We start from the raw sequence: 24,223 nt of genomic DNA on the forward strand, positions 1-24,223 counted from the left end.
GAGCCGGGTTTTCGAAACTGGCGGAAAGCGCTTACTCGCCGATCACGGCCGAAGTGTAGACGTCCTGAACGTCGTCCAGGTCTTCCAGCGCGTCCAGCAGCTTCTGCATGCGGACGGCGTCGTCGCCGGACAGTTCGGTTTCGTTCTCGGCGCGCATGGTCACTTCGCCCATCTCGGACTTGAAGCCCTTGGCTTCCAGCGCGTCCTTGACGTCGGAGAATTCGTAGGGGCCGGTGATGACCTCGATGGAACCATCGTCATTGCTGACCACGTCCTCGGCGCCGGCTTCCAGCGCCGCTTCCATCAGCGCGTCCTCGTCCACGCCCGGCGCGAACACCAGGTAGCCGCAATGCTTGAACTGGAAGGCCACGCAGCCGTCGGTGCCCATGTTGCCGCCGTACTTGGAGAAGGCGTGGCGCACGTCGGCCACGGTGCGGGTCTTGTTGTCGGTCAGGCAATCCACCATCACCGCCGCGCCGGCGATGCCGTAGCCTTCGTAACGGCATTCGACGTAGTCGACGCCGTCCAGCTGGCCGGTGCCGCGCTTGATCGCGTTCTCGATATTGTCCTTGGGCATGGACTCGGCCTTGGCCTTGTCCACGGCCAGGCGCAGGCGCGGGTTCATGTTGGCGTCGCCTCCGCCCATCTTGGCCGCGACGGTGATTTCCTTGATCAGGCGGGTGAAGATCTTGCCACGTTTGGCATCCTGGCGACCTTTGCGGTGCTGGATGTTAGCCCATTTGCTGTGACCTGCCATATTTGCCTCTGTGCGTTGTCTGGCCCCGGCGCGCCGGAGCGTCAATCAAAATTCGCGGTATTCTAGCAGAAAGCCGGCCGGCTTTACGAGACGGGCCGGGCTACTTGGCCTGCAGCATGCGCAGCATCATGTCGAAGCCGGCCTGGTACATGCGCTCTATCACCGGAATCATCATCGGCAGCGTCAGGTACAGGGTGCAGAAGCCTATCATGATGGTCAGCGGGAAGCCGAAGGAGAAGATGTTGAACTGCGGCGCGGCGCGGGTCATCACGCCGATGGCCAGGTTGGTGATCAGCAGCGCGCCGATGATGGGCATCGCCAGCCACACCCCCCACTCGAACAGGTGCGCGCCCCACAGCGTCAAAGCCTTGATGCCCTGCGCCGGCATCGGCATGCCGATGGGCAACACCTGGAAACTGTGCGCCAGCGCGCCCAGCACCACGTGGTGGCCGTCGAAGGCGAGGAAGAGGAAAAAGGTGAACAAGGACAGCATCTGCGACAGCACCGGCACCTGGGCGGCATGCACCGGGTCGTAGAACATCGCGAAGCCCAGGCCGGTCTGCGCCCCGATGATGAAGCCGGTCAACTCCACCGCGCTGATCACGATGCGCATCACGAAACCCATGGACAACCCGATCAGCAATTGCTGGACCAGGATGGCGATGCCTTCGGCCGGCAGCGGCGGCAGCAAGGGCGCCAGGATCACGGTCAGCACCAGGGCGAACGCGGCCTTGAAACGGCGCGGCACGCCGCGGTAAGCGAACACGGGCTCGGCCAGGAACAGTCCGACGATGCGCGCGAACGGCCAGGCGAACACGCTGACCCAGGCGTTGATCTGGATATCGCTTATCGCCAGCATCAGCCGATCACGTTGGGTATGCTCTGAAACAAGCGGGTGGTGTACTCGATCAGCGTGTTCAGCATCCACGGACCGGCCAGCACCAGCACCAGGAACATCGCCAGCAGCTTGGGAATGAAGGTCAGCGTCATTTCGTTGATCTGGGTGGCCGCCTGCAGCACGCTGACCAGCAGCCCCACCAGCAGCGACGTCAGCAGCACAGGCGCCGACACGATGATCAGGATGTACAGCGCGTTCTGCACAATGCTGATGACCAATTCCGGACTCATGCTCCCTCCTCCCGCCAGCCGCCCTTGGCCAGCAGCCAGTTGTCGATCCCCACCCCGCCCCGGACGATGCGATTGGCACGCAGCAGTCGGTAGCCGGCCCGCTCGAACACCGGGCGCGACGCGTGGCTGGCCCAGGCATGAAGGGCGGTCACGCCGGCCTCTTCGGCTTGGCGCTCCAGCTCGGCGAGCATGCGGCCGCCCAGCCCCCGTCGGCCCGCCCAGGGCGCGACGTACAGCATGTCGAACTCGCCGCTCCGCTTCAGCCAGGCGAAACCGGCCAGCCGGCCGTCTTCGGCCACCGCCTTGCAAGCCCAGGCGCCTTCCAGCCTGGACCGCCAGACCGCCTCGACCTCTTCGTCCCACATCCGTTCCGGCGCCCAGGCCAGGCACTGCTCGCCCGTGTAAACGCCGCCGGCCAGCGCATGCACGCTGGCCCGGAACAGGGCATGGCAGGCGGACAGGTCCGCCGGCGACAAACACTCCAGCCGCATCGCCGTCATCCCGTGTAGAAACTCTGCACCAGCGAGCCCATCAGCAGCGTCCACCCGTCCACCAGCACGAACAGCATCATCTTGAACGGCAAGGAAATGGTCACCGGCGAAACCATCATCATGCCCATCGCCATCAGGATGCTGGCGACGACGAGGTCGATGATCATGAAGGGAATGAAGATCATGAAACCGATCTGGAAAGCGGTTTTCAACTCGCTGACGGCGAAAGCCGGAATCAGCGTCTTCATCGACACCTCCTCCTTGCTCTGCGGCTTCGGCGACTGCGAAATCTCGATGAAGAAGGCCAGATCCTTCTCTCGCGTCTGGCGCAGCATGAAAGCCTTCATCGGCTTGCTGCCCTCGTCCAGCGCCTGGTTGAAGCTGATCTTGTCGTCGGAGAACGGCACCCAGGCCTTGGCGTAGACCTGGTCGAAAGTCGGCCCCATCACGAACAGCGTCAGAAACAGCGCCAGGCCGACGATCACCTGGTTGGGCGGCGACTGGGTGGTGCCCAAGGCCTGGCGAAGCAGCGACAGCACGATCACGATGCGGGTGAACGCCGTCATCATCAGCATCATCGCCGGGATGAAGGTCAGCGCCGTCATGAACAGCAGCATCTGCAGGCTGAGCGAGTAGTTCTGCCCGCCGCCCGCCGCCGGCGTGCTGGTCATCAGCGGCAAGCCCGCCGCGGCGTCCGCCAGCAACGGCGACAGCAGCGCCCCGCCGGACAGCAGGGCGATCACGATCTTTTTCTTCATCATTTGTCCTGCCGGCGCCGTTGCGCCTCGCGGCTCTTGTCCAATGCGGCCTTCAGCCAGCGCGCGAACGGCTCCGCCGGTTCAGCCGGCTCCGACTCCGCGCCCTCCGGCCGCGGCATCTTGCTGAGCAGATTGACCTGTTGCGGCGTCACGCCCAGCACCAGCCATTCGCCCTCCAGCTCGACGATCACCACCCGCTCCTTCTGGCCGACCATGGTGCCGCCCACGACGCGGACACGGCCCGCGCCGCCGAGCATGCCGCCCGACAGGCGCTTGAACAGCCAGGCCACGCCGACGATGGCGCCCAGCACCACCGCCAGCCCCAGGATCACCTGCAGCAGGCTGGCGAACGGCGAAGGCGAAGGCGCAGACACCGGCGCTGGAGCCGTAGCGGTCGCCGCCCACAGCGGCGAAGATGCCATAAAACAAAGTGCGCCCCGCAGCGCCAGGCGCACTTTCACGCGTTTTCCCATGTCCATTATTTCTGCAGCCGCCGTATCCGCTCTGCCGGGGTGATGATGTCGGTCAGACGAATGCCGAACTTGTCGTTGACCACCACCACCTCGCCCTGGGCGATCAGACAGCCGTTGACCAGCACGTCCATCGGCTCGCCGGCCATGCCGTCCAGCTCCACCACCGAACCCTGCGCCAGTTGCAGCAGGTTGCGAATGGCGATCTTGGTGCGCCCCAGCTCGACAGTCAGCTGGACCGGGATGTCCAGGATCATGTCCAGATTGGGAGGGCCGCCGGCCACCGCCCCGGCGCCGATCTCCTGGAACAGGCCCTGGGCCGGAACCGCCTCCGCCTCCACCGCATGCTGGGTTTCGACAGTTTCCTGCTCCGCCATCGCGGCGGCCCAGTCGTCCATCGAGACCTCCTCTTCGGCGCCGGCCGCGCCGCCCTGCAATTCTTCTTCGCTCATTGCTCATGCTCTCCGGGGGACTCCAGGAACTCGTTGGTCCCCGCCAGTATCTTTTCCACCTTCAGCGCGTATCGGCCCTGCACGGTGCCGTAACTGGCTTCGAACACCGGGATGCCGGACACGTCGGCCTCCACCCGCTCGGGTATTTCTATCATCACCACGTCGCCGTTCTTCAGATTCAGGATCTGCCCCAGCGTGACCTTGGCGTGCGCCAGGCTGGCCACCAGCTCCACCTCCGCCGCCTGCACCTGGTGGGTCATCAGGTTGACCCACCGGTTGTCCACCTCGGTGCGGTCGGCCTGCATGGTGCTGGAAAGCAGATCGCGGATCGGCTCCACCATAGAATACGGCAGACAGATGTGAAAGTCGCCGCCGCCGGCGCCCAGTTCGATATGGAAGGTCATCGCCACCACCACTTCGGTGGGCGTGGCGATGTTGGCGAACTGGGTGTTCATCTCCGAGCGCAGATAGACGAACTCTATCGGATACACCGGCTCCCAGGCCTTCTGGCATTCGGTGAACACCACTTCCAGCAGCCGGTGGATGATGCGCTGCTCGGTCGGCGTGAAGTCGCGGCCCTCTACGCGCACATGGTAGCGTCCGTCGCTGCCGAACAGGTTGTCGACGATCAGGAACACCAGGTCCGGGTCGAAAATCAGCAGGCCGGTGCCGCGCAAGGGCTTCACGTGAACCAGGTTCAGGTTGGTCGGCACCACCAGGTTGCGGATGAATTCGCTGTACTTCTGCACCCGCACCGGCCCCACGGAGATTTCCGCGTTGCGGCGCAGGAAGTTGAACAAGCCGATGCGCAGGTTGCGCGCGAAGCGTTCGTTGATGATCTCCAGCGTCGGCATCCGGCCGCGGACAATCCGCTCCTGCCGGCCGATGTCATAGCCGCGGACACCCTGGGCATCCTGCCCGCCGTCATCATCTTCGTCCTCTCCGGAGACGCCTCGTAATAGCGCGTCTACCTCTTCCTGGGACAGAATATCGTCGCCCATGGCGCGCCTACTGCTTCTGGATGATGAAGGAAGTGAAGAGGACGCTTTCGACCACGGGCTCTTCGCCCGCGTCCATCGCCTCGTTGATGATCTGTTTGACTTGCGCCTTCAGCTTGACCTTGCCTTCGGCGGTGCTGACCTCGGCCGCGGTCTTGGACGACAGCAGCAGGATCACCGCGCTCCGGACCTTGGGCGCATAGTCCGCGAACTTCTTCTTGGCCTCCTCGTCGCCAAGCTCGGCCTGCATGTCTATCTGCAGCAGGCTGCCGTCATTGCCGGCCAGGTTGACCACGAAGGTGTCCATTTTCTCGAAGATGGGCGGACCCTCATGCTTTTTCTTCGGTTTTTCCTGCACCTGCTCAGCCTGAGCCCCCGCCGGCTTGTTCATATTGGTGAACATGTAAGCCGCCAGCCCCCCCACGGCGGCCAACACCAGAATCAGCAGGATGATGACGATCAGCATCAGCTTGTTGCCGCCCCCTCCCGCCTTTTTTTCCGCCTTGTCCGCCTTTTTATCATCCGACATAAGTTATGACCTGTTCTTTTATGGAGTTCCTAGTGAAATCTTAAACGATTTCCCGGCCACATTTTCCTGTTTTCTCGGCCTGCTGAACAGTGTCAATCTCAAATCGGGTCAAGCGAAGATGCTGAGTATGCCGCGTGCGGTCTTGATCGCGCTCAAGGCGTCCACGACCTCAGCCTCGCCGATGACGGGCTGGTGCTGTCCTTTCCTTTGCTGGAATGCCTGTTGCTGCTGGCCGGAATTGCCGCTGGAAACCTGGGAGTCGGTCAACTGGATGCCGCTGGAGGACAGCATGGAACTCAGCCGGTGCATATTGCTTTCCAACGCCTCGCGCGTCGCCGGCACGGCGGCGGTGAACAAAACCTGGGCCTGGTCGGTGCCGTTCATTTTCAAAGTCACCTCGATCGGCCCCATCTGCGGCGGATTGAGCTGAATCTGCGCCTTGTCCATCTTCAGGTTGACCATGCTCAGCATCTGCTCGCCCAGGGCCTTGCCCCAATTCGGATCGGTCAGGGTCTGGGGCAGGGTCAGCTGGGGCAGGCCGGCATTGCTCTGAACATGGGCGGCCTGTTGCGGCTGCGCTTGCTGCAACTGCTGCAGCGGCAAGAATTGCGCGGCCGTGGTTTCCGGATCCGGCAATTTTTGCTGGCCGTCCTGCCAATTGAAGCCCTGCTTCGCCGTCTGCAACAGCAAAGAGGGATCGACCTTGGCGGTCGTTTGCTGGGTCAGCAGATCCTGAACCGGAGTCTTGGTCTCGGCCTGCTGCGGCTGGAGCTGCAACGCGGTCAGCATGGGCATCGCCAGCGCGGCCTGCAGCGTTCCGTCGCCCTGGCCGTCCTTGGCCGCCGGCTTGTCGTCGGCGGACTTGCCGTTGCCGCCATCGCCCAGCTCCGGCAGCATCGCGCCCATCGTGCTCATCTGGATGCCCAGCAGGCTGGCGAACAGATCGCCGGCCGCGCCGCTGCCGGAGTTGCCGGCGGAAGCGACGCTTCCCGGAGATGCCTGCGTGCCGGCATTCGCCGCCGGCGTGTTCACGATGATAGTCATGGCGATGCCTCTACGAGTATAACGAGGCCAATCAAAGCAAGGAGCGTGCCAATTCAGGCATCGCCGCCATGAGTCCTGTCCCAGAAACGGCGGGTGGCGAATTCGTCCGTCTGCTTCTGCTGGCGCTTGGCCTCCTGCCGCGCCTCGCGCTCCTGCTCGCGCTGCAGCAGCTTTTCGTAGGCCTTGAGCTTCTTGTATTCCATCTGCCAGGCCTGGCGCTCCATCACGAAACGCTGCGCGCAGCGATCGACATCCTGCTGCTGCTGGATCATGGCCTCGTCCAGCCTGGCCAGAAAGCGGCGGAAATCCTGGTACTGGACGATGGACATGCCCTGTCCGCCGCCGCCCACCAGGCGTTGGCGGTACTCCTCCCGGAACGCGTCCAGCTGATCCAGACGGGAACGGGACTCGGCCAGCCGGCTTTGCGCCATGCCCATCCGCTCTGCCGCCGCCTGTTGGCGCTCATCGGCGAGCTGGATCAGCAGTTGGTATTTGCTGGCCATGGATCAGGCTCAGGCCATCACGCCGGCCAGCTGCTCGCAGCAGGACGCGTAATCGTGCGACTCGTGCATGGGCTGGGTAAGGAAGCTGACCATGGGCAGCTGGCGGCGCATGGCGTCGTCCAGCACCGGATCGGAGCCGGACACGTAAGCCCCGACGCTGATCAGGTCGCGGTTGCGCTGGTAACGGGAATACAGCTGCTTGAAATGGCGGGCCAGGTCCATTTGCTGCTGCGGCACCACGTCCACCATCACCCGGCTGATCGACTGCTCGATGTCTATCGCCGGATAATGGCCGGCCTCGGCCAGATCGCGCGACAGCACGAAGTGGCCGTCAAGGATGGCGCGCGCGGAGTCGGCGATCGGATCCTGCTGGTCGTCGCCCTCGGACAGCACGGTGTAAAAGCCGGTGATCGAGCCGCCGCCCTCTTCGCCGTTGCCTGCGCGCTCGATCAGCTGCGGCAGCCGCGCGAACACCGACGGCGGATAGCCGCGAGTCACCGGCGGCTCGCCGATCGCCAGCGCGATCTCGCGCTGCGCCATGGCGAAACGGGTGACCGAATCCATCAGCAACAGCACATCCAACCCTTGGGAACGGAAGTACTCCGCCAGCGCGGTGGCGTAGGCGGCGCCGTGCAGGCGCATCAGCGGCGGCATGTCGGCCGGCGCGGCCACGACGACCGAGCGGGCGCGTCCCTCCTCGCCCAGGATGTTCTCGATGAAGTCCTTCACTTCCCGGCCCCGCTCGCCTATCAGCCCCACCACCACCACGTCGGCCTTGGTGAAGCGGGCCATCATGCCCAGCAGCACCGACTTGCCGACGCCGGAGCCGGCGAACAGCCCCAGGCGCTGGCCGCGGCCGACCGTGAGCAGTCCGTTGATCGCGCGCACGCCCACATCCAGCACATCGTGCACCGGCGTGCGATGCAAGGGGTTCATCGGCTGGCTGTACAAGGGGAACCAGGCATCGGGATGAATCGGCCCCAGACCGTCCAGCGGCCGGCCCAGGGAATCCAGCACCCGGCCCAGCAGGCTGGCGCCCACCGGCACCTGCCGGCCGGCCGCGCCATTGGAGGCGGCCTGCGCCGCGCCCGGCTCGCTGCCGTAGCGCGGCGGATTGAAGGATGGCAAGGGGAGCACCGGCGTGCCGGGCAGCAGGCCGTGCACATTGGTGAGCGGCATCAGGAACACCTTGTCGCCGGAAAAGCCCACCACCTCGGCCTCCACCGAGTGCGCGTCGGCCAGCATCACCCGGCAGGCGCTGCCGACTGGCAACTTGATGCCCACCGCCTCCATCACCATGCCGGTGACGCGGACCAACCTGCCGCAGGGCTGCCACAAGCTGGCCGCCTCAGCGGCCGCGCCGCAAGCCGCCAGCCAGCCCCGCTGGCGCTCAAGCAGGCTGCCGCTCATCTCCATCCTCCAGGCCCAGCGCGCGGCTCATCGCCGCCAGCCGGGTTTCCAGCGTCATGTCCAGCCTCACCGAGCTGGCGTCTATCACGCAGCCGCCGCGGCGCACCTGCGCATCCTCGACCCACTGCCATGCCGTTTCCGGCGTCTCCTGCTGCAGGAATTCCCGCGCCACGGCCAGGTCGGCCGGGTTGACGCGCAGGCGGGCATTTGCCAGCGTGGAAGGCAACTCCGCCAGGGCCGCCTGCAACAACGGCAGCAGCGCCTGCTCGTCGCGCTCCAGCTTCTGCTGCAGCAGCTTTTGCGCCAGAGCCCAGGCCAATTGCAGCACGTCCCGGGCCAGCTCCTGCTCCAACCGGGCCAGCTCGCCGGAAAAATCGCCGCCCATGTCGCGCAGCGCCTGCCAGGCCTCTTCCAGCTTCGGCAGCTGCTCGGCGAGCGCCTGGGCGGCGCCTTGCTCCCGCCCCGCCTGCAGGCCCTGTTCGAATCCCTCCGCCCTGCCCGCCTCAAGGCCGGCCTCATGACCGGCCTGCCAGGCCTCCTGGTGGATGGCTTCCAGTTCGGCCGCGGTGGGGTAGCCCAGCGCCTGCGCCTCTTCTTCCGGTTCGGCCGCCACCGCTTCGGCCTGTTCCGCCAAGGCTTCCGCCTCGGCCAGCGGCACGGGCGCGACAGGCGGCTCGGAGGCCGCGATGCGCTCGGCCAGGCTGAGGCCGGGACGGCGCATCTGCGCCATCGCCACCAGCTGGGCCGGCGACAGGGCCTGGGTGAAGCCGTCCAGCGAAGCCGGGCTCCAGCTGCTCCAGCTTTCCAGCTCCTCGCCGGGAATGATGGGTCCGTTACTCGATGAGGCCTTCATCGCCGCCCTTGCTGCCTAGCACGATCTGGCCGTCGTCGGCGAGCTTGCGCACCACCTTGAGGATTTCCTTCTGCTCGGCCTCCACTTCGGACAGCTTGACCGGCCCCTTGGATTCCAGATCGTCGCGCAGCATTTCCGCGGCGCGCTGGGACATGTTGCGGAAAATCTTTTCCTTCAGATCGGTGCTGGTGCCCTTCAGCGCGATCACCAGCGAGTCGGACTGGATCTCGCGCAGGATGGTCTGGATCGAGCGGTCGTCGATGTCCAGCAGGTTCTCGAACACGAACATCTTGTCCTGGATGCGCTGGGCCAGCTCCGGATCGTACTCGCGGATGAAGCTGAGCGCCGACGCCTCGACGTTGCCGCCCATGAAGTTGAGGATTTCCGCGGTGAGGCCGACGCCGCCGGACGCGCTCTTCTTGATGCGGTCGGAACCCGACAGCAACTGGGTCAGCACGTCGTTCAGCTCGCGCAGCGCCTGCGGCTGCACGCCTTCCAGCGTGGCGGTCCGGATCAGCACTTCGTTGCGCATCCGCTCCGGAAAGAAGGACAGGATGGAGCTGGACAGGTCCGGCTCCAGGTGCACCAGGATGGTGGCGATGATCTGCGGGTGCTCGTGGCGGATCAGGTCTGCCGCGGACGAGGGATCCATCCACTTCAGGCTTTCGATGCCGCTGTGGTCGTTGCCCTGCATGATCTTGTCCAGCAGATTGGCGGCCTTGTCCGGTCCCAGCGCCTCGATCAGCACATTGCGCAGGTATTCGTCGGACGCGCCGATGCTGGCGCGGGCGTCGCATTCCTTGCGGAATTCGGCCACCACCTCGTCGATCTGCTCGTAGCTGAGGTTGTTGATCGCCGCCATCGCCAGCGAAATCTTCTGGACTTCCTTGGGGCCGAGGTATTTGAACACCTCGACCGCCTCGTTCTGGCCGAGACTGAACAGCAGCACGGCGCTCTTGCGGATTCCGTTGTCACTCATCGGCGCTTATCCATTCCTTGATGATCTGGGCCGCCATGCGCGGATCAGACTTCACCAGCTCGCGCACGGCTTCCAGGTTGCTGCTGTACTGGCGCTTCTGCGCTTCGCGCGGGTCTTCTCCGCCGCCCGCCATCGCGGCGGCGACGCCGGGTTCGCCCTCTTCCCCGGCCACGCCCAGCAGGCGCCCTCCCGGCCCGGCCGCGCCGGCGGCCGCAGCCTCGCCCTCGGCGCCGGGGGCAGGCGCCGGCGGCCGAACCAGATCTCGCATGATGGGCCGCACCACGCCGAACAGCAGATAGAGCACCGCGATCCCCAGCAAGCCGTACTTGACCAGGCTGGTGCCGTTGCCGCTGACGTAATCGATCACCCGCTCCTGCATGGTGACCGGCTGGGCATTGTCGGCGAAGGCGGCGTTGACCACGTTGAGCGTATCGCCGCGGCCGGAGTTGTAGCCCATCGCCTCCTTGACCAGGTTGTTGATTTGCTGCACCTCTTGCGGCGTCAGCGGCGTCGGCTTCATCTCGCCGCTCTTGTCAGGCATGCGGCGATAGTTGACCACCACGGCGGCCGACAGCCGCTTGACCACGCCGGTCGGCACCTTGGTGTGCTGTATGGTCTTGTCCACCTCGTAATTGGTGGTGATGTCGCGCTGCAGCGTGCCGCTGGCGCTGACGCTTCCCCCGGACAGATTGGCCGTGCCCGGGGCGGCGCCCGGCGGCAGCGTGATCGGCGCGGACGCCGCCGACGGCGGCTGGTTGGACAGCGCGCCCGGCACGCCGGTGGGGTTGGCCGAGCCGTTGACCAGCTTCTCGCTGATCTGCTGGCTGCGGGTGGCCGAGGGATTGGGGCTGGAGTTGGGCCGGTAGGTTTCCGACGTCTGCTCGGTTTCGGAGAAGTCGACGTTGGCCGTCACCTGGGCGCGGGCGTTGCCGCGGCCGAAGATGGGCTCCAGTATGTCCTCGATGCGCTTGACGTAGCCCTCCTCGATCTGGCGCACGAAGCCCAGCTGGCGCTGATCCAGGCCGGAATTCTCGTCCGGGCCGGCCTGCTTGGACAACAGGTTGCCGTCCTGGTCGACGATGGTGACGTTCTTCAACGGCAGATTGGGCACCGAACTGGACACCAGGTGCAGGATGCCGGCCACCTGGCCGCCGTCCAGCATGCGTCCCGGGTACAGCTGCAGCATCACCGAGGCGGTGGGCGACTGCTGCTCGCGGACGAACACGCTCTGCTTGGGCGTGGCGATGTGGACGCGGGCGCTCTGCACCGAGGAGATGGCCTCGATGGTGCGGGCGAGCTCGCCCTCGATGGAGCGCTGGTAATTGACTTGCTCGGCGAACTGGCTGATGCCGAACTTCTGGTTGTCCATCAGTTCGAAGCCCACGCCGCTGGCCTTGGGCAGGCCCTGGGCCGCCAGCTTCAAGCGGACGTCGTACACCTTGTCCGCCGGCACCGAGATCACGCCGCCCTCGCCCAGCTGGTAGGGAACGTTCATCTGCTGCAGCGCGGCCGTGACCTGGCCGCCGTCGCGGTCGGCCAGATTGGAGAACAGGATCTTGTAGGAAGGCGTGCGGTTGAGAAGCACCGCGCCGACGACGACGGCGAAAATCGCCGCCAGCGCCGTAAGAAACAGGATTTTTCGGTTGTTGGGCAGCGCCTTGAAGCGGTCTCCCGCCTCGTTCAGTCGAGCGCGCCAAACTGGAGTAGCGTTTTCTTCTGCCAGATCAGCCATACGGTGGTTTGTGGTTTAGGTCCACCGCCGCCGGGCCGTGGCCATCGGCAGCGCTAGACTTGGGTATTCATGATTTCCTGATAGGCGCTGACCAGCTTGTTGCGCGCCTGAACCATCGTCTGGAACGACAGGCTGGCTTTCTGCAGAGACATCATCACATCCTGCAGATTGACTTCCTTGTTGTCGCCCAGCTGAAACTGCTTCTGCATCTCCTCCGATGTCTGCTGCGCCGAATTGACCTGCTCTATCGTCGACTTGAGCACGTCGGAAAAGTCGACCTGCGGCGTCTGCTGTGCCGCCGGCGCCTGCTTGCCGGAAGCCAGCGCCGCCGCGCTTTTCAGCTCGCCAAGCAACTGGTCGATGTTATTGACTGACATGGCTACTCCGTGCCACTTCCCTCCGGAACATTTCCACCGGCATCCGCAGCATCCTCATCACGGTAGCGCTGCAGTTTGTAGCGCAAAGTGCGCTCGCTGATGCCCAGTTTCTCCGCAGCCAGCTTCTTCACGCCGCCGACTGCCGCCAATGTTTCCAGGATATGGCGTTTCTCAAGGGTTTTCATGTCGGTTTCACCCGACACCGAACTGTCCGATTCGGACTCCGCTCGGGTAAACTGCCCCACGCCAGCAATATCGCCCAGCATCAGATCGGCGGCAAGAATTTCCGCTCCGGCGGCAAGAATCACCGCCCGCTGCACGACATTATCCAGTTCGCGGATGTTACCCTCCCAACTATAGGCCGTCAAATGACGTTCCGCATCCCTGGAAAACACCAGAGATGCCCGTCCAGCGGCCTCCGCATGTTTTTTAAGCAGGAATCGTGCCAAAGGTAGAATATCCTCCGGCCGCTCGGCGAGCGCCGGTATTCTCAGCGGGAAAACATTCAGACGGAAATACAGGTCTTCTCTGAAATTCCCAGCCTCCACCGCCGCCTGCAGATCGCGATTGGAGGTGGCCAGCACGCGAATGTCCAGCTTGATGGTGCGCGTGGCGCCTATCCGCTCCACCTCGCGCTCCTGCAGCACCCGCAACAGCTTGGCCTGCAAGGGCAGCGGCATCTCGGTCACTTCGTCCAGCAGGATGGTGCCGCCCTGAGCCTGCTCGAACTTGCCCGGCAAGGCCTGCGCCGCGCCGGTGAAGGCGCCGCGCTCATGGCCGAACAGCGTGGACTCCAGCAGATTGTCCGGGATAGCCGCGCAATTGACCGCGACGAACGGCCCGCTGCCGCGCTTGGAGTGGCGGTGGATGTAACGCGCCAGCACTTCCTTGCCGCTGCCGCTGGGGCCGGAAATCATCACGCTGGCGTCGCTCTGCGCCACCCGGCCCGCCAACGCGAACAACTGGCGCATCGCCGCGGATTCAGCCACCACATCGCCGCCGCCGTCTCCCGGCATCGCCAGCAGATGCTTGTCCACCTCGGCCAACAGGCTCTGCGGCTCGAAGGGCTTGAGCAGGTAATGCGCGGCCCCGGCGCGCAAGAGCTCGATCGCGCGCTCGATCACGCCATAGGCGGTCATCAGGATGAAGGGCACGCCGGGATAGCGCTTCTTCGCCTCCTCGAACAGGTCATAGCCGTCCATCGGCGCCATCTGGGCGTCGGAAATGATCAGCCCCACCGGCTCCTGGGCCAGCTTCTGCAGAGCGGAGCCGCCATCGGCGGCCTCCAGCGTCGGATAGCCCGCCAGGGAAAGCGTGTCGACGATGGCCTCGCGCAGATCCGCGTCGTCTTCGACCACCAGAATCGGAAGATACTTCATGGAGTCCAATGCTTCTTAATTATGGTTACACCGACGGCTGACGCTGGTGAACCAGCGTGACCAGCCTCTGGGCGATGCTGGGCAGTCCCAGCACCTCGTGGGTGGCGCCGATGGCGATCGCCTCCTTGGGCATGCCGAACACCACGCAGCTCGCCTCGTCCTGGGCGATGTTCCAGGCACCGGCCTGCCGCATCTCCAGCATGCCGTTGGCGCCGTCGCGGCCCATGCCGGTCAGGATGACGCCGATGCTGTTCTTGCCGACCAGATTGGCGGCGGAACGGAACAGCACGTCGACCGACGGTCGGTGGCGGTTGACCGCCGGGCCATTGTTCAGCGAGGTGCTGTAGCCTATCGTCGGCGCGCTCTTGATCAATAAATGGGAATGGCCGGGCGCGATGTAGACGGTCCCGGCCTGCAGCCTTTCGTTATCCTCCGCCTCCTTCACCCTCAGCCGGCACAGCGAGTCCAGCCGCTGGGCGAACGAATGGGTAAACATTTCCGGCATGTGCTGGGCGATCAGTATCGGCGGCATATTGGCGGGCAGCGTGGTCAGCAGCGTACGCAGCGCCTCGGTGCCGCCGGTGGACGAGCCGATGACGATGACGGTCTGGCTGGCCAGCGGCGTCTTGGTCGGCTGGCGCGGCAGGATCACGTCCGCGTTGTGGCTGGGAACGATTTCCAGCGGAGTCTTGTTCGCTCGCTCGCGCGAAGTCAAGGCCATGTTTTTACCTTGCAGACAGGGTTCGCCCGCGCAGCCGTCGGCTTCGGCCCGCTCAGGCATGACGGGGTTGTTTCAAATAGCTTAGCAGGAGCGCCGCTTTCGGTCAGGCGCTCAACGCAAGCCGGCCGCGATCCGCGCCAGCCAGGCGTCGCAGGCGGCCTCCAGCAGATCGAGCACCTGTTCGAAACCGCGCTCGCCGCCGTAATACGGATCCGGCACCTCCCGCCCCTCGCCAAGCGGCTCCAGCATCAGGCGCAGCCTGCCGGCCAGCGCCTCGGGACAGCGCCGGCGCAGATCGGCCAGGTTGCGGCAGTCCGCGGCGAGTATCAGATCGAAGGCGGAAAAATCGCTGTCGACCACCTGCCTGGCCCGTTGCGCGGAAAGGTCGTAACCGCGAGCGGCGGCGGCGCGCGCGCTTCGCGCGTCCGGCACCTCGCCGACGTGATAGCCGTGCGTGCCGGCGGAGTCGATCTCGACCCTGCCCGTCAAACCAGCCCCCTCCAGCCTCGCCCGCATCACACCTTCAGCGGTCGGAGACCTGCATATATTTCCATGACATACAAAAAGGATAGAGAAAACATCCTTTTCGCTCATACCGTTCCCCTCGATTGATGCCGAACACGCCATCCCGCCTGTAATCGGCGGCGTTTAAGACCGTCATTTCAGGCCTTTGCTGAATACAGGCATCTTGACACGAAAACCGCATGGCGGCCAGTCGCGCTCATTTGCCAACGCAAAGATGGAGCAATGCTTGGGCCGGCATGATGAAACGCTCCAGACTACCGATGCTTATACAACACCGAAAGCATTTACTCTCCAGGCGTCATTTAGAAATCCAACCATCCCAAAAACAATTATCTCAAACACCCTTAGTCGAATATGACGTCCATTCAAAATAGCAATTCAAACATTATCCATAGCAACTTAAAATCAAAACAAACCAAAAACACCACAAAAAACTGTACCTTCAGACATCAACCTTATATTCCAATGCGCAAACATCGAAATTGCCGACATTTATATATTGCCCCCACATTGAGTCGGGAATAATATCCGCCCAGCATGTGAATCGCGACATGCCTCCCGATGAGTAATCGGCCGGCGCAATCCACATCGCTTTCTGCCTCAGCTTTCCTGACAACCTTATTTAAAGGAGTGGCAACATGGCAAATACCCTTCTGCCCAACCAAGTCCTGGGCATCAACGAATACCTGCTGTCCACCAACGGCGCCTATCAGCTGATCCTGCAAAGCGACGGCAATCTGGTGCTGTACCGGATGGCCAATCATCATCCGCTGTGGGCCTCCAACACCAATGGCAAGGACGCGATGCGCGCCATCATGCAGACCGACGGCAACTTCGTGCTGTACGACTTCCACGGCAAGCCGCTGTGGGCGTCCGGCACCAACGGCAAGCCGGGATGTTTCGTCACCATGCAGGATGACGGCAACCTGGTGATTTACGAGCCGAAGATCCCGGTCTGGGCATCCAACACCGCTCAGTAAGCTCCAAATCGCCCGGACGCGCCGATAGGGCGACGTCCGGGCGCCTGTCCTCCCCGATCAGCACCTCCCCGCCTACGCGACCCGCTGGGCCAGCGTCTGCAATGGCCCCCTCATCTCCAACACCAGCCGCCATACGCGCTCCGCGGCAGGCGACAACGTGCGGTTGGGCCGGCGGATCAAGACGATGCGGCGGCTGGCGCGCGGCGACAAGCGGCGCGCGGTCAGGCCACAGTTTTCCGGCAAGGGCATGGCCAGCCCCGGCGACACGCTGACGCCGATGCCGGCCGCCACCATGCGGAACACCGAGTGGGAATGCCCCAGCTGCTGCGACACCGGGCAGTTCAGGCCATGATCGCGCAGCAGTTGATCGATCAGCGGCCGGCTGCCGGAGCTGCCGTCCAGCAGCACCAGCGCCTCGCCGTCCAATTGCTTCCACGCCACCGCCTCGCTTGCGGCCAGCCGGTGGTCGGCGCGGCACACCAGCCAGAAGTCGTCGATCAACACCGTTTCCTGCTCCAGATCGTCGCAGGCCTCCGGCTCCACCACCAGGCCGAAGTCCGCCTCGCCATTGCGCACAGCGGCGATGTTCAGCCTTTGCACCTGGTCATGCAGATGCAGGTCCAGCTGCGGATAGCGCTCGCGGCAGGCGGACACGATGGCCGGCATCAAGCTGGCCGACAGCGTCGGGCTGCTGGCGACGTGCACGCTGCCCAACGCCTGCTCGCCCTCCTTGCGCGCGGCGTCCAGCACCTCGTCCAGCTCCGCCAGCGCGCGCCTAAGCTTGGGCAGCAGCCGCGCCCCGGCCGCGGTCAGCGCCACTTCGCGGGTGGTACGGTCCAGCAGCCGCAATTCCAGCGCCTGCTCCAGCTCGCGTACCGCGCGGCTGACCGCCGGCTGGGTCAGGCCCAGCTCATCGCCGGCGCGGCTGAAGCTGGCGCATTCGGCCACCCGGCAAAAGGCTCTCAACTGCCTCAGCGTGAAATTCATAAAAATAAGTTATTAATTGATCAGATAAATACATTTGTATTCTGAATTGATCCGCGCTTCAATAGCGGCATCGAACAACGAACGCCCGATGCCATGCCCAAACTGTTGGATTCCTTCACCGCCGCGCTGCTGGCCACCGTGGCCCTGGCCAGCCTGCTGCCCTGTTACGGCCCAGCCGCGCAGATCTTCAACCTGGCCACCAATCTGGCCATCGGCCTGCTGTTCTTCCTGCACGGCGCCAAGCTGTCGCGCGAGGCCGTGATCGCCGGCGCCGGCCACTGGAGGCTGCACCTGACCGTGCTGGCCTGCACCTTCGCGCTGTTCCCGCTGCTGGGCCTGCTGCTCAAACCGGCGCTGACGCCGCTGGTGACGCCGGAGCTGTACTTGGGCGTGCTCTATCTGTGCATGCTGCCGTCCACCGTGCAGTCATCCATCGCCTTCACCTCCATGGCCCAGGGCAATGTGCCGGCCGCCATCTGCAGCGCCACCGCGTCGAACTTGCTGGGCATCTTCATCACGCCGCTGCTGACGGGTTGGCTGGTGGCCGGCCACGCCGGCGGGGCGCAGAACATGGGGTCGGCGCTGGACATCGTCTACCAGCTGCTGTTGCCCTTCATCGCCGGCCAGATCGCCCGCCGCTGGATAGGCGGCTGGGTGGACAAGCACAAGGCCCTGCTGAAATACGTGGACCAGGGCTCGATCCTGATGGTGGTGTACACCGCGTTCAGCGCGGCGGTGATCAGCGGGCTGTGGCGGCAGACGCCGCCGTCGGCGCTGGCCGGCCTGCTGGCGGTCAACGCCATCCTGTTGGGCCTGCTGCTGGCGATCACCTCGCTGGCCGGCCGCAAGCTGGGCTTCAGCCGCGAGGACAGGATCACCATCCTGTTTTGCGGCTCGAAGAAGAGCCTGGCCAGCGGCGTGCCGATGGCCAAGGTGCTGTTCGCCGGCCACGCCATCGGCGCCATCGTGCTGCCCTTGATGCTGTTCCACCAGATCCAGCTGATGGTGTGCGCGATGCTGGCCCAGCGCTTCCGCCAGCGCCAGCTGGCCGAAGCCCGCGCCTGAAAGAAAAATCCCCGCCGAAGCGGGGATGGTTCACCGGCAAGCCCTCAGGCCTGCCGCGCCAGCGAGGTGATGACCGGCAGCGACTCCTTGCCGTAGCACAGCCGGCTGGGACGCACGCGCATCCGAACCAGCGACAGCAGCAGGCTGAAGCCGGCCTGGTTGGGATCGATCACCGGCACATAGCAGCCCAGCGTCGCCTCCAGCAGCTGCTCCACCCGGCGCGCCACGCCGACGAAGCCGGTGCAGCCCAGCAGGATGGACTGGGCGCCGTCGCGGCGCACCGCCTCCAGCGCGCACTCGTACACCTTGGGCACCACCACATCCATATTGGACAGCTGGTCCACCGGGCAGTCTATCGCGCGGATCGAGCTGAACGAATCCTGCAGGCCGTAAGCCTGGACATGGCCGTGCTGCATCGCCAGCGTCGACTGCAGCACGGTGACGATGGAGAAGCGCTGGCTGAGCATCAGCGCGCTGAACGCCGCCGTCGGAAAACCGCCGACGATGGGGATGTTCACCGCCTCGCGCGCGGCCTCGACGCCGCACATGTCGAAATCGCTGAGCCAGATGCCGTCGAAGCCCTCGCGCTCCAGCTGCAGCGCCGTCTCCACCACCGCCAGGCCATTGGCCAGCCAGTCGATGCGGTCCTGGATGTGGCTGGTGCCGCGCGGCAGGTTGCGCGCCTCCACCTCGACGTCGGCCGGGATCACCGGGCGGATGGATTCCAGGATCGGCTGATTGAAGGTGTCGACGCCCACCGGCACCAGCACGCAGATGCGCAAGCTCATCGCGCGCCCTCCCGGCCGGCGTCCACCGGCGCGTACGGTCCCAGGTAGCCTAGCTGCGCCAGTTCGTCGGCGAAGCTTTGCAGGATCAGCCCCTCGCTCAGCGGCGCGGCGGCCGGCAGCGCGATCACCGCCGCCTTGCGGCCGCGCACGGACGGGTCCAGACCATGGTCGTTGCCCGACAAGTCGCCGTTGCTGAACACATGCTGGCCCTCGCCTTCGACGAAATAGCTGATGGCGTCCGGCGCGGTCGCCAGCGGATGGGACAGCGCGCTGTCCCAGGCCAGCAGCGATTCGTTCTGATACAGCACGGTGCAGCGGCGCTCGCCGTCCTCCAGCACCACCTTGCCCAGGTCGAAGCCGCCGGCGGTGCTCACCTCGGACGACGCCAGCGTCGCCGGGCCGAACAGCAGCTTGCCCTTGATGTCCAGCTCGCGGCGCAGGAAGTCCAGCATCGCTTCGGCGGTCTTCACCTTCCCGTCCTGCAGCGCGCGGCCCAGCTTCAGCGCCCGGCTCAGCGTGCCGCGCACCGGCAGCGCGCCGCCCAATTGCGCCGGCGACATCATCCACATCGCCAGGCCGCCGAATTGGCCGAACTGCGGATTGGTCAGGATAGGCCGCAGCATCTGCTCCACCACGGTGGAAATGTCTTCCCGCCGCTGGCCGTCCGGCGGCGGCATGCGCACGCCCAGCTCCACGCACAAGCCGCTCTCGCCCGCCAGAAAGGCCGGCGTCGGCGGCACGCCGGCGGCGGCGTAGGTCAGCATCGGCAAGGACGGCACCGCGCGGCCGGCGCCGTCGGCGTCCACCACCGCCAGCCCCAGCTTGGCCGCCACCAGACTGGCCACCACGAAACCCAGCGCGCCGCTTTCCGGCGCCACGACATAAGCCAGCTTGCGCCCTTGCGATTCCAGCCGCTGCCGCGCCGCGAGGGCGGCCTCCACCGGTCCGTTCGGCCACTGCACCTGGTTGATCGCGTCCGGCGCGCCCATATAGGCCACCATCACGCAATCGCCGTCGGTCGCCTCGTCCACATCCACCACCCGCACCTTGTCGGTCGGATAGTAATCGCCCTTGCGAAAGTTCGCCGCCAGATGGCGGGCGGAAATCATCGTCCCGCCGCCGCCGCTGCCGAAAAAGCACGCCCCTTGCAGCAAGGGTTCCAGATCGCTGGGAGAAAGTTCAAAAGCCATGGCTTGCACCTGTTGTTGCGTTGTGGTCGGCGCGCCCGCCCGGCAGGCTGCCGAGCCGGATGCGCGCCCATTGCAGCACGGGATGGGCTGGCTCGGCGGAGCCGTCGCAGGCCCGCAAAACCGACTCCAGCAACGCCCGCGCCTGCTCTTCCCTTCCAGACTCGGCCAGCAGTTCCGCCAGCCGCGTCGCGGCCTCCACCCTGGGCGGCACCGCGCCCAGCGCTTCCGCCGTGGTCAATGCGCTGCGCAGGCCATGCTCGGCGCCGGACTCATCGCCCAAGGCACGCAGCGCGTCCGCGCGCGCGATCAGCAATTCGCCGAGGTAGGCTCGCTCCTTGTGCGCCATCGCCAGTTCCAGCCCGCGGTCGGCCAAGGCCAGCGCCTCCTCCGCCCTCCCGGCGGCAAGCAGCAGTCGGCTGCGCTGCCAGGCATAGAAAGAATGGAACAGCTTGCCGCCATGGCGCAGCATCTGCCCTTGGTAGCCCTCCTCCATCGCGGCCTCCGCTTCCCGGAGCTGGCCGCGCCGCGCCAGATGGCAGCCCAGGAAGAACTGGGCGACGCCCTGGTAAAAGGCGAAACCATGTTGCCGCGACAGCCCCTCCATCTGCGTCGCGAGGCTGCCCAGCGCCTCGTCTTCGAACAGGCAGGCCAGCCAGACCGCCCCCTGCAGGGCGATGGCGCGGCTGAAAGGCTGGTCTTCGCTACCCTGCCGCGAGCGCAGCGCCTCCAGCGCCGTGCGCGCCTGGGCGAACTGGCCCAGCTGAAACGCCGCCAGCCCTTCGAAGGTCAGCACCAGGCCGCTCAGATCGAAACCCTGGGTTCCCATCCTCCGGCTGGGACCGCCGTCCAGCAGGCCGCCCCGCTCCAGGCACGCCAGCACCTCGGCGTGATCGCCAAGCCAGAACAGGGTGTTGGCCATCACGAAATGGGCGTCGGCCAGCGCGCTGGCGTCCCCGGTGGCCTGACCGCGCTGCAGCATCTGCTGCGCCGCGCCGCGAGCCCGGTCCAGCTCCAGCGACATCAGCTGGCTGGTCCAGATGCCGAACAGGATGGACATGATCTCCGGCTCGCAATCCAGCTCCTTGCCCACGGCCAGCGCGGCTTCGTAGCAGGACAGCGCCTCCGCGCTGGACCAGCCGTGCCGCGCGCTGTGGCAAATGCCGAGCTGGCGCAGCAGGTGGAAGTGCTCCTCCCTCGCCTCGTCCTGCAATGAGGCGCTTTCCAGCAACGCCAGTCCGCGCGACAACTCGCGCTCGGCCGCGGCGAAATCGCCGCCGTCCATCAAGCGGCCGCCCTCGTCCAGCAAGCGGCGCAACTGCTGCCGCCTGTCCTGCCGCGCGCCCAGCCGGCGCTCCACCACCTTGCGGCCGACGCCCAGCGCGCGCGCGGCCGCGGCCTTGTTGCCGCGGCTCAGATGCAATGCCCGGTTGAGCAACAGCGTCTCGGCCGCCGCCAGCTTGTCTTCTCCCGGCAAGGCCAGCAGCGCGTCGGCCAGTTCGGCGGCGTCCGCATGCCATGCGTGGGCCTGCGGTTCCAGGAACTCGTCCAGCGCCGCCGCGGTGATCAGCGGACCGTCGGCCAGCACGCCCAGCCGGTCCACCAGGCTGCGCAGCTGGCGCACATTGCCCGGCCAGCGGCTGTGCTGCAGACGCGTCACGGCATCGGCGGCGAAGCGCAGCGGACGCGGCTGCATCGCGCAGAAATGCTCGATCAGCGCGGGGATGTCGTCGCGGCGCTGCTCCAGCCCCGGCAGGCTGAGCACGAATACCGACAGCCGGTAATACAAGTCCTCCCGGAACCGTCCGTCGCGCACCGCGGCCTGCAGATCGCGATGCGTGGCGGCGACCACGCGTCCGGCGAAATGCTGGGATTCGGCCGAGCCCAGCGGGCGAAAGCTGCGCGTCTCCAGCACCCGCAGCAATTTGGGCTGCAGCGTCAGCGGCAACTCGCCGATCTCGTCCAGAAACAGCGTGCCGCGCCCTACCCTGGCCAGCAGGCCGACCCGGCTGCCCTGCGCGCCGGTGAAGGCGCCGCGGGCGTGGCCGAACAGCTCGGCCTCCATCAGGTGCTCGGGAATCGCCGCGCAGTTGAGATCGATGAAAGGCTGCCCGGCCACCAGGCTGTGGCGGTGCAGCTCATGGGCAATGACTTCCTTGCCGGCGCCGGTCGGCCCCCAGATCAATACCGTCTTGTCGGTGGGCGCCACCCGCCGCACCAGTTGCAGCAGCCGCTGGAAAACCGCGGACTGGCCTATCGCGCGCTCGGCCGGATCGGCCCGTGCATGCAACGGGGATACATCGTATGTGGGAATGTCCATGGCCACCTTGCGCAAGCGGCGCGCCCGGCGGGCGCGCCCAACATGGCAAGGCATTATGCCAACGACTTTTAAAATGACAAGGATGAAAAAAATGAATGCCGCGTCGATTCGTCCGGCATGAAACCGAAAAATGGACGAATCCGTCCACTCGAGCGCGCGCTGCATCGGGACAAGCGCAATGAATACAATACTTTACAAACTGGCACGCTTGCTGCTGTAGACAGCGGATGCCGCAAGACCGGCCTGGCCCGGAGGCGGCGAAAAACACACACCCGGAAATTGGGCATGAACGCTCGCTACACCATCAATATTCTCAACAACAGCAGGCACAGCCAGGACTTCTTCCTGTTCCAGGAGCCGGCCCGCTACGTCGGCTCGGACAGCCGCGTCTACAGCAACAGCCTCTACCACCGGGCCTTGCCGCCGATATCGGAAACCGGCGCCATCCTGATCCTGGAGCTGCTGCCGTCCAGCTTCGCCGCCGCGCAGGCCCGCGCGGACCCGGCGCCGCGCCCCGGCCTGCCCTCTGGGCACGCCATGTCCTGCCAGCCGGTGCGGACCGCCCGCCCGGGCCACTCCGCGCCTAACGCGGTCACCATGAGCCTGGAGCCCGAACCTGAACTCAGCGCCGCCCGCCATCATCCCGGCGTGAGAGAGAACGCGTTTCGCATCAGCATTCCCGACTACGACGCCGGGCGGCGGCCCTGCAACGTCGGCCAGGCGGTGCGCACCGGCGACGGCCGCATGGTGCTGTCCAGCTTCATCGACGCCAGTCCGGGCCGCGACATCGACTGCGCGCCGCTTCCGCGCTTCTACGCCGGCGTCGGCCGCCGCCACGCCGGCACCGTCATCGATTTCGCCAGCTGCCGCGAAGGCGCGGCCGTCTGCGACGCCGGCGAAGGCCATACCACTTTCAACCTGATCTACGACCGCCGCGGCGACTGGATAGTCGAGGTCGTCGAAGGCCGCCCCGCCTGGCAGACCTGAGCTCAGCTGCGTTCGGCCGCGGCATCCGATGCCTGCCGCTTCAGCAGCCGCTGGTAATGGTCGATAAGTTCCGGACCATGCAAGGCGTCGAGATGCCCGGCGATGACCGTATCGAAATCGAGCTCGCTGAGCTTGAGCCGTTCCAGCGTTTTCGGGTATTCGTTCAGGTCGGCGTAACTCAGGTTGCCCAGCTCCTGCTTGAGAATGCAGTTGCCGTACAACACCCTCTCCTGCGGAAAATGGACGAAGATGCCATCGCGGGTATGCGCGGCGCCCAGGTGGAAAGCCTTGATCCTGCCATCCTGCAGCTCGAAATCGCCGGGATGCTCGCGGTCCGGCAGCGAGACGGGCAGCGCCGGATAATCGGGAAAGCCGCGGCGGGTGAAGGCGACGACCTCGTCCCACCCCCGGCGCATCTCGTCGGCGGTCTGCCGGGTCGACACGATGCGGGCGCCGATGGACTTCCAGTATGCGTTCCCTCCGGCGCGGTCGGGGTGATAATTGGGATTGACCACTTCCGCGATCGGCTTGTCGGTGACTGCGCGTATCTGCCGCGCCAGCTCTCGGGCCGTATCCGGCGTCCAGGTGGCGCCCACCACGGTCACGTGCTCCGCGCCGACATAGACCACCGAGTTCTCCTTGGCGTAATAGCCATCCTCCACCACGTACACGCCGCCCTTCAGGTGCTTGAGAGCCAGGCCGCCCTGCGCCGCGCAGGCGGCGGCCGCCAGGCCCAACAGCGCGCCGGCGAATCCAAATACTGTGCGCATCTTGATATCCACAATTAATTCAAATGAAAGCAG

At 65.5% G+C, this 24,223-nt stretch carries 27 protein-coding genes; 3 read left to right on the forward strand and 24 right to left on the reverse strand.

The features are described from left to right. Nucleotides 1–31 precede the first annotated feature (31 nt). From CV_RS15335 to CV_RS15425, 19 genes are all read right to left on the reverse strand, one after another. Nucleotides 32–757: a YebC/PmpR family DNA-binding transcriptional regulator gene (locus CV_RS15335; RefSeq protein ID WP_011136670.1), complete on the reverse strand. Its 726-nt coding sequence runs from the start codon at nucleotides 755–757 to the stop codon at nucleotides 32–34. Between the two features lie 100 nt (nucleotides 758–857). After that, the gene (fliR, locus tag CV_RS15340; RefSeq protein WP_011136671.1) at nucleotides 858–1,616 is read right to left on the reverse strand and encodes a flagellar biosynthetic protein FliR; all 759 of its coding nucleotides are present in this window, start codon (nucleotides 1,614–1,616) and stop codon (nucleotides 858–860) included. Further along, on the reverse strand, nucleotides 1,616–1,885 hold the full coding sequence (gene fliQ, locus CV_RS15345) for a flagellar biosynthesis protein FliQ (RefSeq protein ID WP_011136672.1): 270 nt from the start codon (nucleotides 1,883–1,885) through the stop codon (nucleotides 1,616–1,618). Before fliQ ends, fliR begins: the two co-directional genes overlap by 1 nt. Further along, complete coding sequence (locus CV_RS15350) at nucleotides 1,882–2,376, reverse strand: GNAT family N-acetyltransferase (RefSeq protein WP_011136673.1); 495 nt, start codon at nucleotides 2,374–2,376, stop codon at nucleotides 1,882–1,884. Before CV_RS15350 ends, fliQ begins: the two co-directional genes overlap by 4 nt. Nucleotides 2,377–2,381: 5 nt before the next feature. Next, the gene (fliP, locus tag CV_RS15355; RefSeq protein WP_011136674.1) at nucleotides 2,382–3,134 is read right to left on the reverse strand and encodes a flagellar type III secretion system pore protein FliP; all 753 of its coding nucleotides are present in this window, start codon (nucleotides 3,132–3,134) and stop codon (nucleotides 2,382–2,384) included. Further along, nucleotides 3,134–3,508: a flagellar biosynthetic protein FliO gene (fliO, locus tag CV_RS15360; protein ID WP_227590049.1), complete on the reverse strand. Its 375-nt coding sequence runs from the start codon at nucleotides 3,506–3,508 to the stop codon at nucleotides 3,134–3,136. The genes fliP and fliO overlap by 1 nt, the downstream gene beginning before the upstream one ends. A gap of 104 nt (nucleotides 3,509–3,612) precedes the next feature. Continuing rightward, nucleotides 3,613–4,056: a flagellar motor switch protein FliN gene (gene fliN / locus CV_RS15365; RefSeq protein WP_011136676.1), complete on the reverse strand. Its 444-nt coding sequence runs from the start codon at nucleotides 4,054–4,056 to the stop codon at nucleotides 3,613–3,615. Then, on the reverse strand, nucleotides 4,053–5,057 hold the full coding sequence (fliM, locus tag CV_RS15370) for a flagellar motor switch protein FliM (RefSeq protein ID WP_011136677.1): 1,005 nt from the start codon (nucleotides 5,055–5,057) through the stop codon (nucleotides 4,053–4,055). Before fliM ends, fliN begins: the two co-directional genes overlap by 4 nt. 7 nt (nucleotides 5,058–5,064) lie before the next feature. Then, nucleotides 5,065–5,583, reverse strand: coding sequence for a flagellar basal body-associated FliL family protein (locus CV_RS15375; RefSeq protein WP_043596459.1), 519 nt, complete (start codon nucleotides 5,581–5,583; stop codon nucleotides 5,065–5,067). 108 nt (nucleotides 5,584–5,691) lie between these two features. Next, the gene (locus CV_RS15380; protein WP_011136679.1) at nucleotides 5,692–6,627 is read right to left on the reverse strand and encodes a flagellar hook-length control protein FliK; all 936 of its coding nucleotides are present in this window, start codon (nucleotides 6,625–6,627) and stop codon (nucleotides 5,692–5,694) included. Between the two features lie 53 nt (nucleotides 6,628–6,680). Then, complete coding sequence (gene fliJ / locus CV_RS15385; protein WP_043596463.1) at nucleotides 6,681–7,130, reverse strand: flagellar export protein FliJ; 450 nt, start codon at nucleotides 7,128–7,130, stop codon at nucleotides 6,681–6,683. Nucleotides 7,131–7,139: 9 nt separating this feature from the next. Then, a complete protein-coding gene (gene fliI, locus CV_RS15390) occupies nucleotides 7,140–8,540 on the reverse strand; it encodes a flagellar protein export ATPase FliI (protein WP_011136681.1) in 1,401 nt (466 codons plus the stop codon). Beyond that, nucleotides 8,521–9,393 carry a FliH/SctL family protein gene (locus CV_RS15395; RefSeq protein ID WP_043596465.1) on the reverse strand — a complete coding sequence of 291 codons (873 nt, stop codon included), beginning with the start codon at nucleotides 9,391–9,393 and terminating at the stop codon, nucleotides 8,521–8,523. The genes fliI and CV_RS15395 overlap by 20 nt, the downstream gene beginning before the upstream one ends. Continuing rightward, on the reverse strand, nucleotides 9,374–10,372 hold the full coding sequence (gene fliG, locus CV_RS15400; protein ID WP_011136682.1) for a flagellar motor switch protein FliG: 999 nt from the start codon (nucleotides 10,370–10,372) through the stop codon (nucleotides 9,374–9,376). The genes CV_RS15395 and fliG overlap by 20 nt, the downstream gene beginning before the upstream one ends. Next, nucleotides 10,365–12,104, reverse strand: a complete 1,740-nt coding sequence (fliF, locus tag CV_RS15405; protein WP_011136683.1) for a flagellar basal-body MS-ring/collar protein FliF — start codon at nucleotides 12,102–12,104, stop codon at nucleotides 10,365–10,367. Before fliF ends, fliG begins: the two co-directional genes overlap by 8 nt. Before the next feature lie 53 nt (nucleotides 12,105–12,157). Further along, on the reverse strand, nucleotides 12,158–12,481 hold the full coding sequence (gene fliE, locus CV_RS15410) for a flagellar hook-basal body complex protein FliE (protein ID WP_011136684.1): 324 nt from the start codon (nucleotides 12,479–12,481) through the stop codon (nucleotides 12,158–12,160). Nucleotides 12,482–12,483: 2 nt separating this feature from the next. Beyond that, complete coding sequence (locus CV_RS15415) at nucleotides 12,484–13,860, reverse strand: sigma-54-dependent transcriptional regulator (protein WP_011136685.1); 1,377 nt, start codon at nucleotides 13,858–13,860, stop codon at nucleotides 12,484–12,486. A gap of 25 nt (nucleotides 13,861–13,885) precedes the next feature. Continuing rightward, on the reverse strand, nucleotides 13,886–14,581 hold the full coding sequence (locus CV_RS15420; RefSeq protein WP_043598126.1) for a chemotaxis protein CheB: 696 nt from the start codon (nucleotides 14,579–14,581) through the stop codon (nucleotides 13,886–13,888). Between the two features lie 111 nt (nucleotides 14,582–14,692). Further along, nucleotides 14,693–15,208, reverse strand: a complete 516-nt coding sequence (locus CV_RS15425; RefSeq protein ID WP_320406880.1) for a low molecular weight protein-tyrosine-phosphatase — start codon at nucleotides 15,206–15,208, stop codon at nucleotides 14,693–14,695. Nucleotides 15,209–15,744: 536 nt separating this feature from the next. Between CV_RS15425 and CV_RS15430 the strand changes: the two genes are divergently transcribed. Beyond that, a complete protein-coding gene (locus CV_RS15430) occupies nucleotides 15,745–16,086 on the forward strand; it encodes a hypothetical protein (protein ID WP_043596470.1) in 342 nt (113 codons plus the stop codon). A 72-nt stretch (nucleotides 16,087–16,158) separates the two neighbouring features. Here the strand turns inward: CV_RS15430 and CV_RS15435 are convergent, their stop codons facing one another. Next, nucleotides 16,159–17,073: a LysR family transcriptional regulator gene (locus CV_RS15435; RefSeq protein WP_011136691.1), complete on the reverse strand. Its 915-nt coding sequence runs from the start codon at nucleotides 17,071–17,073 to the stop codon at nucleotides 16,159–16,161. Nucleotides 17,074–17,166: 93 nt separating this feature from the next. Here CV_RS15435 and CV_RS15440 point away from each other — a divergent pair, with 93 nt between their 5' ends. After that, nucleotides 17,167–18,138, forward strand: coding sequence for a bile acid:sodium symporter family protein (locus CV_RS15440; RefSeq protein ID WP_011136692.1), 972 nt, complete (start codon nucleotides 17,167–17,169; stop codon nucleotides 18,136–18,138). 44 nt (nucleotides 18,139–18,182) lie between these two features. On the opposite strand, the gene CV_RS15445 is transcribed toward CV_RS15440, so the two are convergent. Genes CV_RS15445 through CV_RS15455 form a run of 3 tightly spaced genes read right to left on the reverse strand, consistent with a single transcriptional unit; the run spans nucleotide 18,183 to nucleotide 22,433 of the window. Beyond that, nucleotides 18,183–18,926 carry an aspartate/glutamate racemase family protein gene (locus CV_RS15445; protein ID WP_011136693.1) on the reverse strand — a complete coding sequence of 248 codons (744 nt, stop codon included), beginning with the start codon at nucleotides 18,924–18,926 and terminating at the stop codon, nucleotides 18,183–18,185. After that, a complete protein-coding gene (locus CV_RS15450; RefSeq protein WP_011136694.1) occupies nucleotides 18,923–20,116 on the reverse strand; it encodes a DUF917 domain-containing protein in 1,194 nt (397 codons plus the stop codon). Before CV_RS15450 ends, CV_RS15445 begins: the two co-directional genes overlap by 4 nt. Beyond that, complete coding sequence (locus CV_RS15455; protein WP_011136695.1) at nucleotides 20,106–22,433, reverse strand: sigma 54-interacting transcriptional regulator; 2,328 nt, start codon at nucleotides 22,431–22,433, stop codon at nucleotides 20,106–20,108. The genes CV_RS15450 and CV_RS15455 overlap by 11 nt, the downstream gene beginning before the upstream one ends. A gap of 285 nt (nucleotides 22,434–22,718) precedes the next feature. On the opposite strand from CV_RS15455, the gene CV_RS15460 reads away from it, so the two are divergent. Further along, entirely contained in the window at nucleotides 22,719–23,420 is a 702-nt protein-coding gene (locus CV_RS15460; RefSeq protein WP_011136696.1) for a hypothetical protein, read from the forward strand. A gap of 2 nt (nucleotides 23,421–23,422) precedes the next feature. Here the strand turns inward: CV_RS15460 and blaCVI are convergent, their stop codons facing one another. Further along, a complete protein-coding gene (gene blaCVI / locus CV_RS15465) occupies nucleotides 23,423–24,190 on the reverse strand; it encodes a CVI family subclass B2 metallo-beta-lactamase (protein WP_043598132.1) in 768 nt (255 codons plus the stop codon). Nucleotides 24,191–24,223: the final 33 nt, after the last annotated feature.

It is taken from the genome of Chromobacterium violaceum ATCC 12472, from assembly GCF_000007705.1.
GTDB lineage: Bacteria > Pseudomonadota > Gammaproteobacteria > Burkholderiales > Chromobacteriaceae > Chromobacterium > Chromobacterium violaceum.

Coding starts and splice junctions, on each gene's coding strand:
- CV_RS15455 (WP_011136695.1), bottom strand. CDS start 22,433: ATGGACATTCCCACATACGATGTATCCCCGTTGCATGCACGGGCCGAT.
- CV_RS15420 (WP_043598126.1), bottom strand. CDS start 14,581: ATGGCCTTGACTTCGCGCGAGCGAGCGAACAAGACTCCGCTGGAAATC.
- fliP (WP_011136674.1), bottom strand. CDS start 3,134: ATGAAGAAAAAGATCGTGATCGCCCTGCTGTCCGGCGGGGCGCTGCTG.
- blaCVI (WP_043598132.1), bottom strand. CDS start 24,190: ATGCGCACAGTATTTGGATTCGCCGGCGCGCTGTTGGGCCTGGCGGCC.
- fliI (WP_011136681.1), bottom strand. CDS start 8,540: ATGAGCGGCAGCCTGCTTGAGCGCCAGCGGGGCTGGCTGGCGGCTTGC.
- CV_RS15335 (WP_011136670.1), bottom strand. CDS start 757: ATGGCAGGTCACAGCAAATGGGCTAACATCCAGCACCGCAAAGGTCGC.
- CV_RS15440 (WP_011136692.1), top strand. CDS start 17,167: ATGCCCAAACTGTTGGATTCCTTCACCGCCGCGCTGCTGGCCACCGTG.
- CV_RS15395 (WP_043596465.1), bottom strand. CDS start 9,393: ATGAAGGCCTCATCGAGTAACGGACCCATCATTCCCGGCGAGGAGCTG.
- fliR (WP_011136671.1), bottom strand. CDS start 1,616: ATGCTGGCGATAAGCGATATCCAGATCAACGCCTGGGTCAGCGTGTTC.
- CV_RS15415 (WP_011136685.1), bottom strand. CDS start 13,860: ATGAAGTATCTTCCGATTCTGGTGGTCGAAGACGACGCGGATCTGCGC.
- fliM (WP_011136677.1), bottom strand. CDS start 5,057: ATGGGCGACGATATTCTGTCCCAGGAAGAGGTAGACGCGCTATTACGA.
- CV_RS15460 (WP_011136696.1), top strand. CDS start 22,719: ATGAACGCTCGCTACACCATCAATATTCTCAACAACAGCAGGCACAGC.
- CV_RS15430 (WP_043596470.1), top strand. CDS start 15,745: ATGGCAAATACCCTTCTGCCCAACCAAGTCCTGGGCATCAACGAATAC.
- fliF (WP_011136683.1), bottom strand. CDS start 12,104: ATGGCTGATCTGGCAGAAGAAAACGCTACTCCAGTTTGGCGCGCTCGA.
- CV_RS15445 (WP_011136693.1), bottom strand. CDS start 18,926: ATGAGCTTGCGCATCTGCGTGCTGGTGCCGGTGGGCGTCGACACCTTC.
- CV_RS15425 (WP_320406880.1), bottom strand. CDS start 15,208: ATGGCGTGTTCGGCATCAATCGAGGGGAACGGTATGAGCGAAAAGGAT.
- fliG (WP_011136682.1), bottom strand. CDS start 10,372: ATGAGTGACAACGGAATCCGCAAGAGCGCCGTGCTGCTGTTCAGTCTC.
- CV_RS15350 (WP_011136673.1), bottom strand. CDS start 2,376: ATGCGGCTGGAGTGTTTGTCGCCGGCGGACCTGTCCGCCTGCCATGCC.
- CV_RS15380 (WP_011136679.1), bottom strand. CDS start 6,627: ATGACTATCATCGTGAACACGCCGGCGGCGAATGCCGGCACGCAGGCA.
- CV_RS15450 (WP_011136694.1), bottom strand. CDS start 20,116: ATGGCTTTTGAACTTTCTCCCAGCGATCTGGAACCCTTGCTGCAAGGG.
- fliJ (WP_043596463.1), bottom strand. CDS start 7,130: ATGGCCAGCAAATACCAACTGCTGATCCAGCTCGCCGATGAGCGCCAA.
- fliQ (WP_011136672.1), bottom strand. CDS start 1,885: ATGAGTCCGGAATTGGTCATCAGCATTGTGCAGAACGCGCTGTACATC.
- fliE (WP_011136684.1), bottom strand. CDS start 12,481: ATGTCAGTCAATAACATCGACCAGTTGCTTGGCGAGCTGAAAAGCGCG.
- fliN (WP_011136676.1), bottom strand. CDS start 4,056: ATGAGCGAAGAAGAATTGCAGGGCGGCGCGGCCGGCGCCGAAGAGGAG.
- CV_RS15375 (WP_043596459.1), bottom strand. CDS start 5,583: ATGTCGGATGATAAAAAGGCGGACAAGGCGGAAAAAAAGGCGGGAGGG.
- CV_RS15435 (WP_011136691.1), bottom strand. CDS start 17,073: ATGAATTTCACGCTGAGGCAGTTGAGAGCCTTTTGCCGGGTGGCCGAA.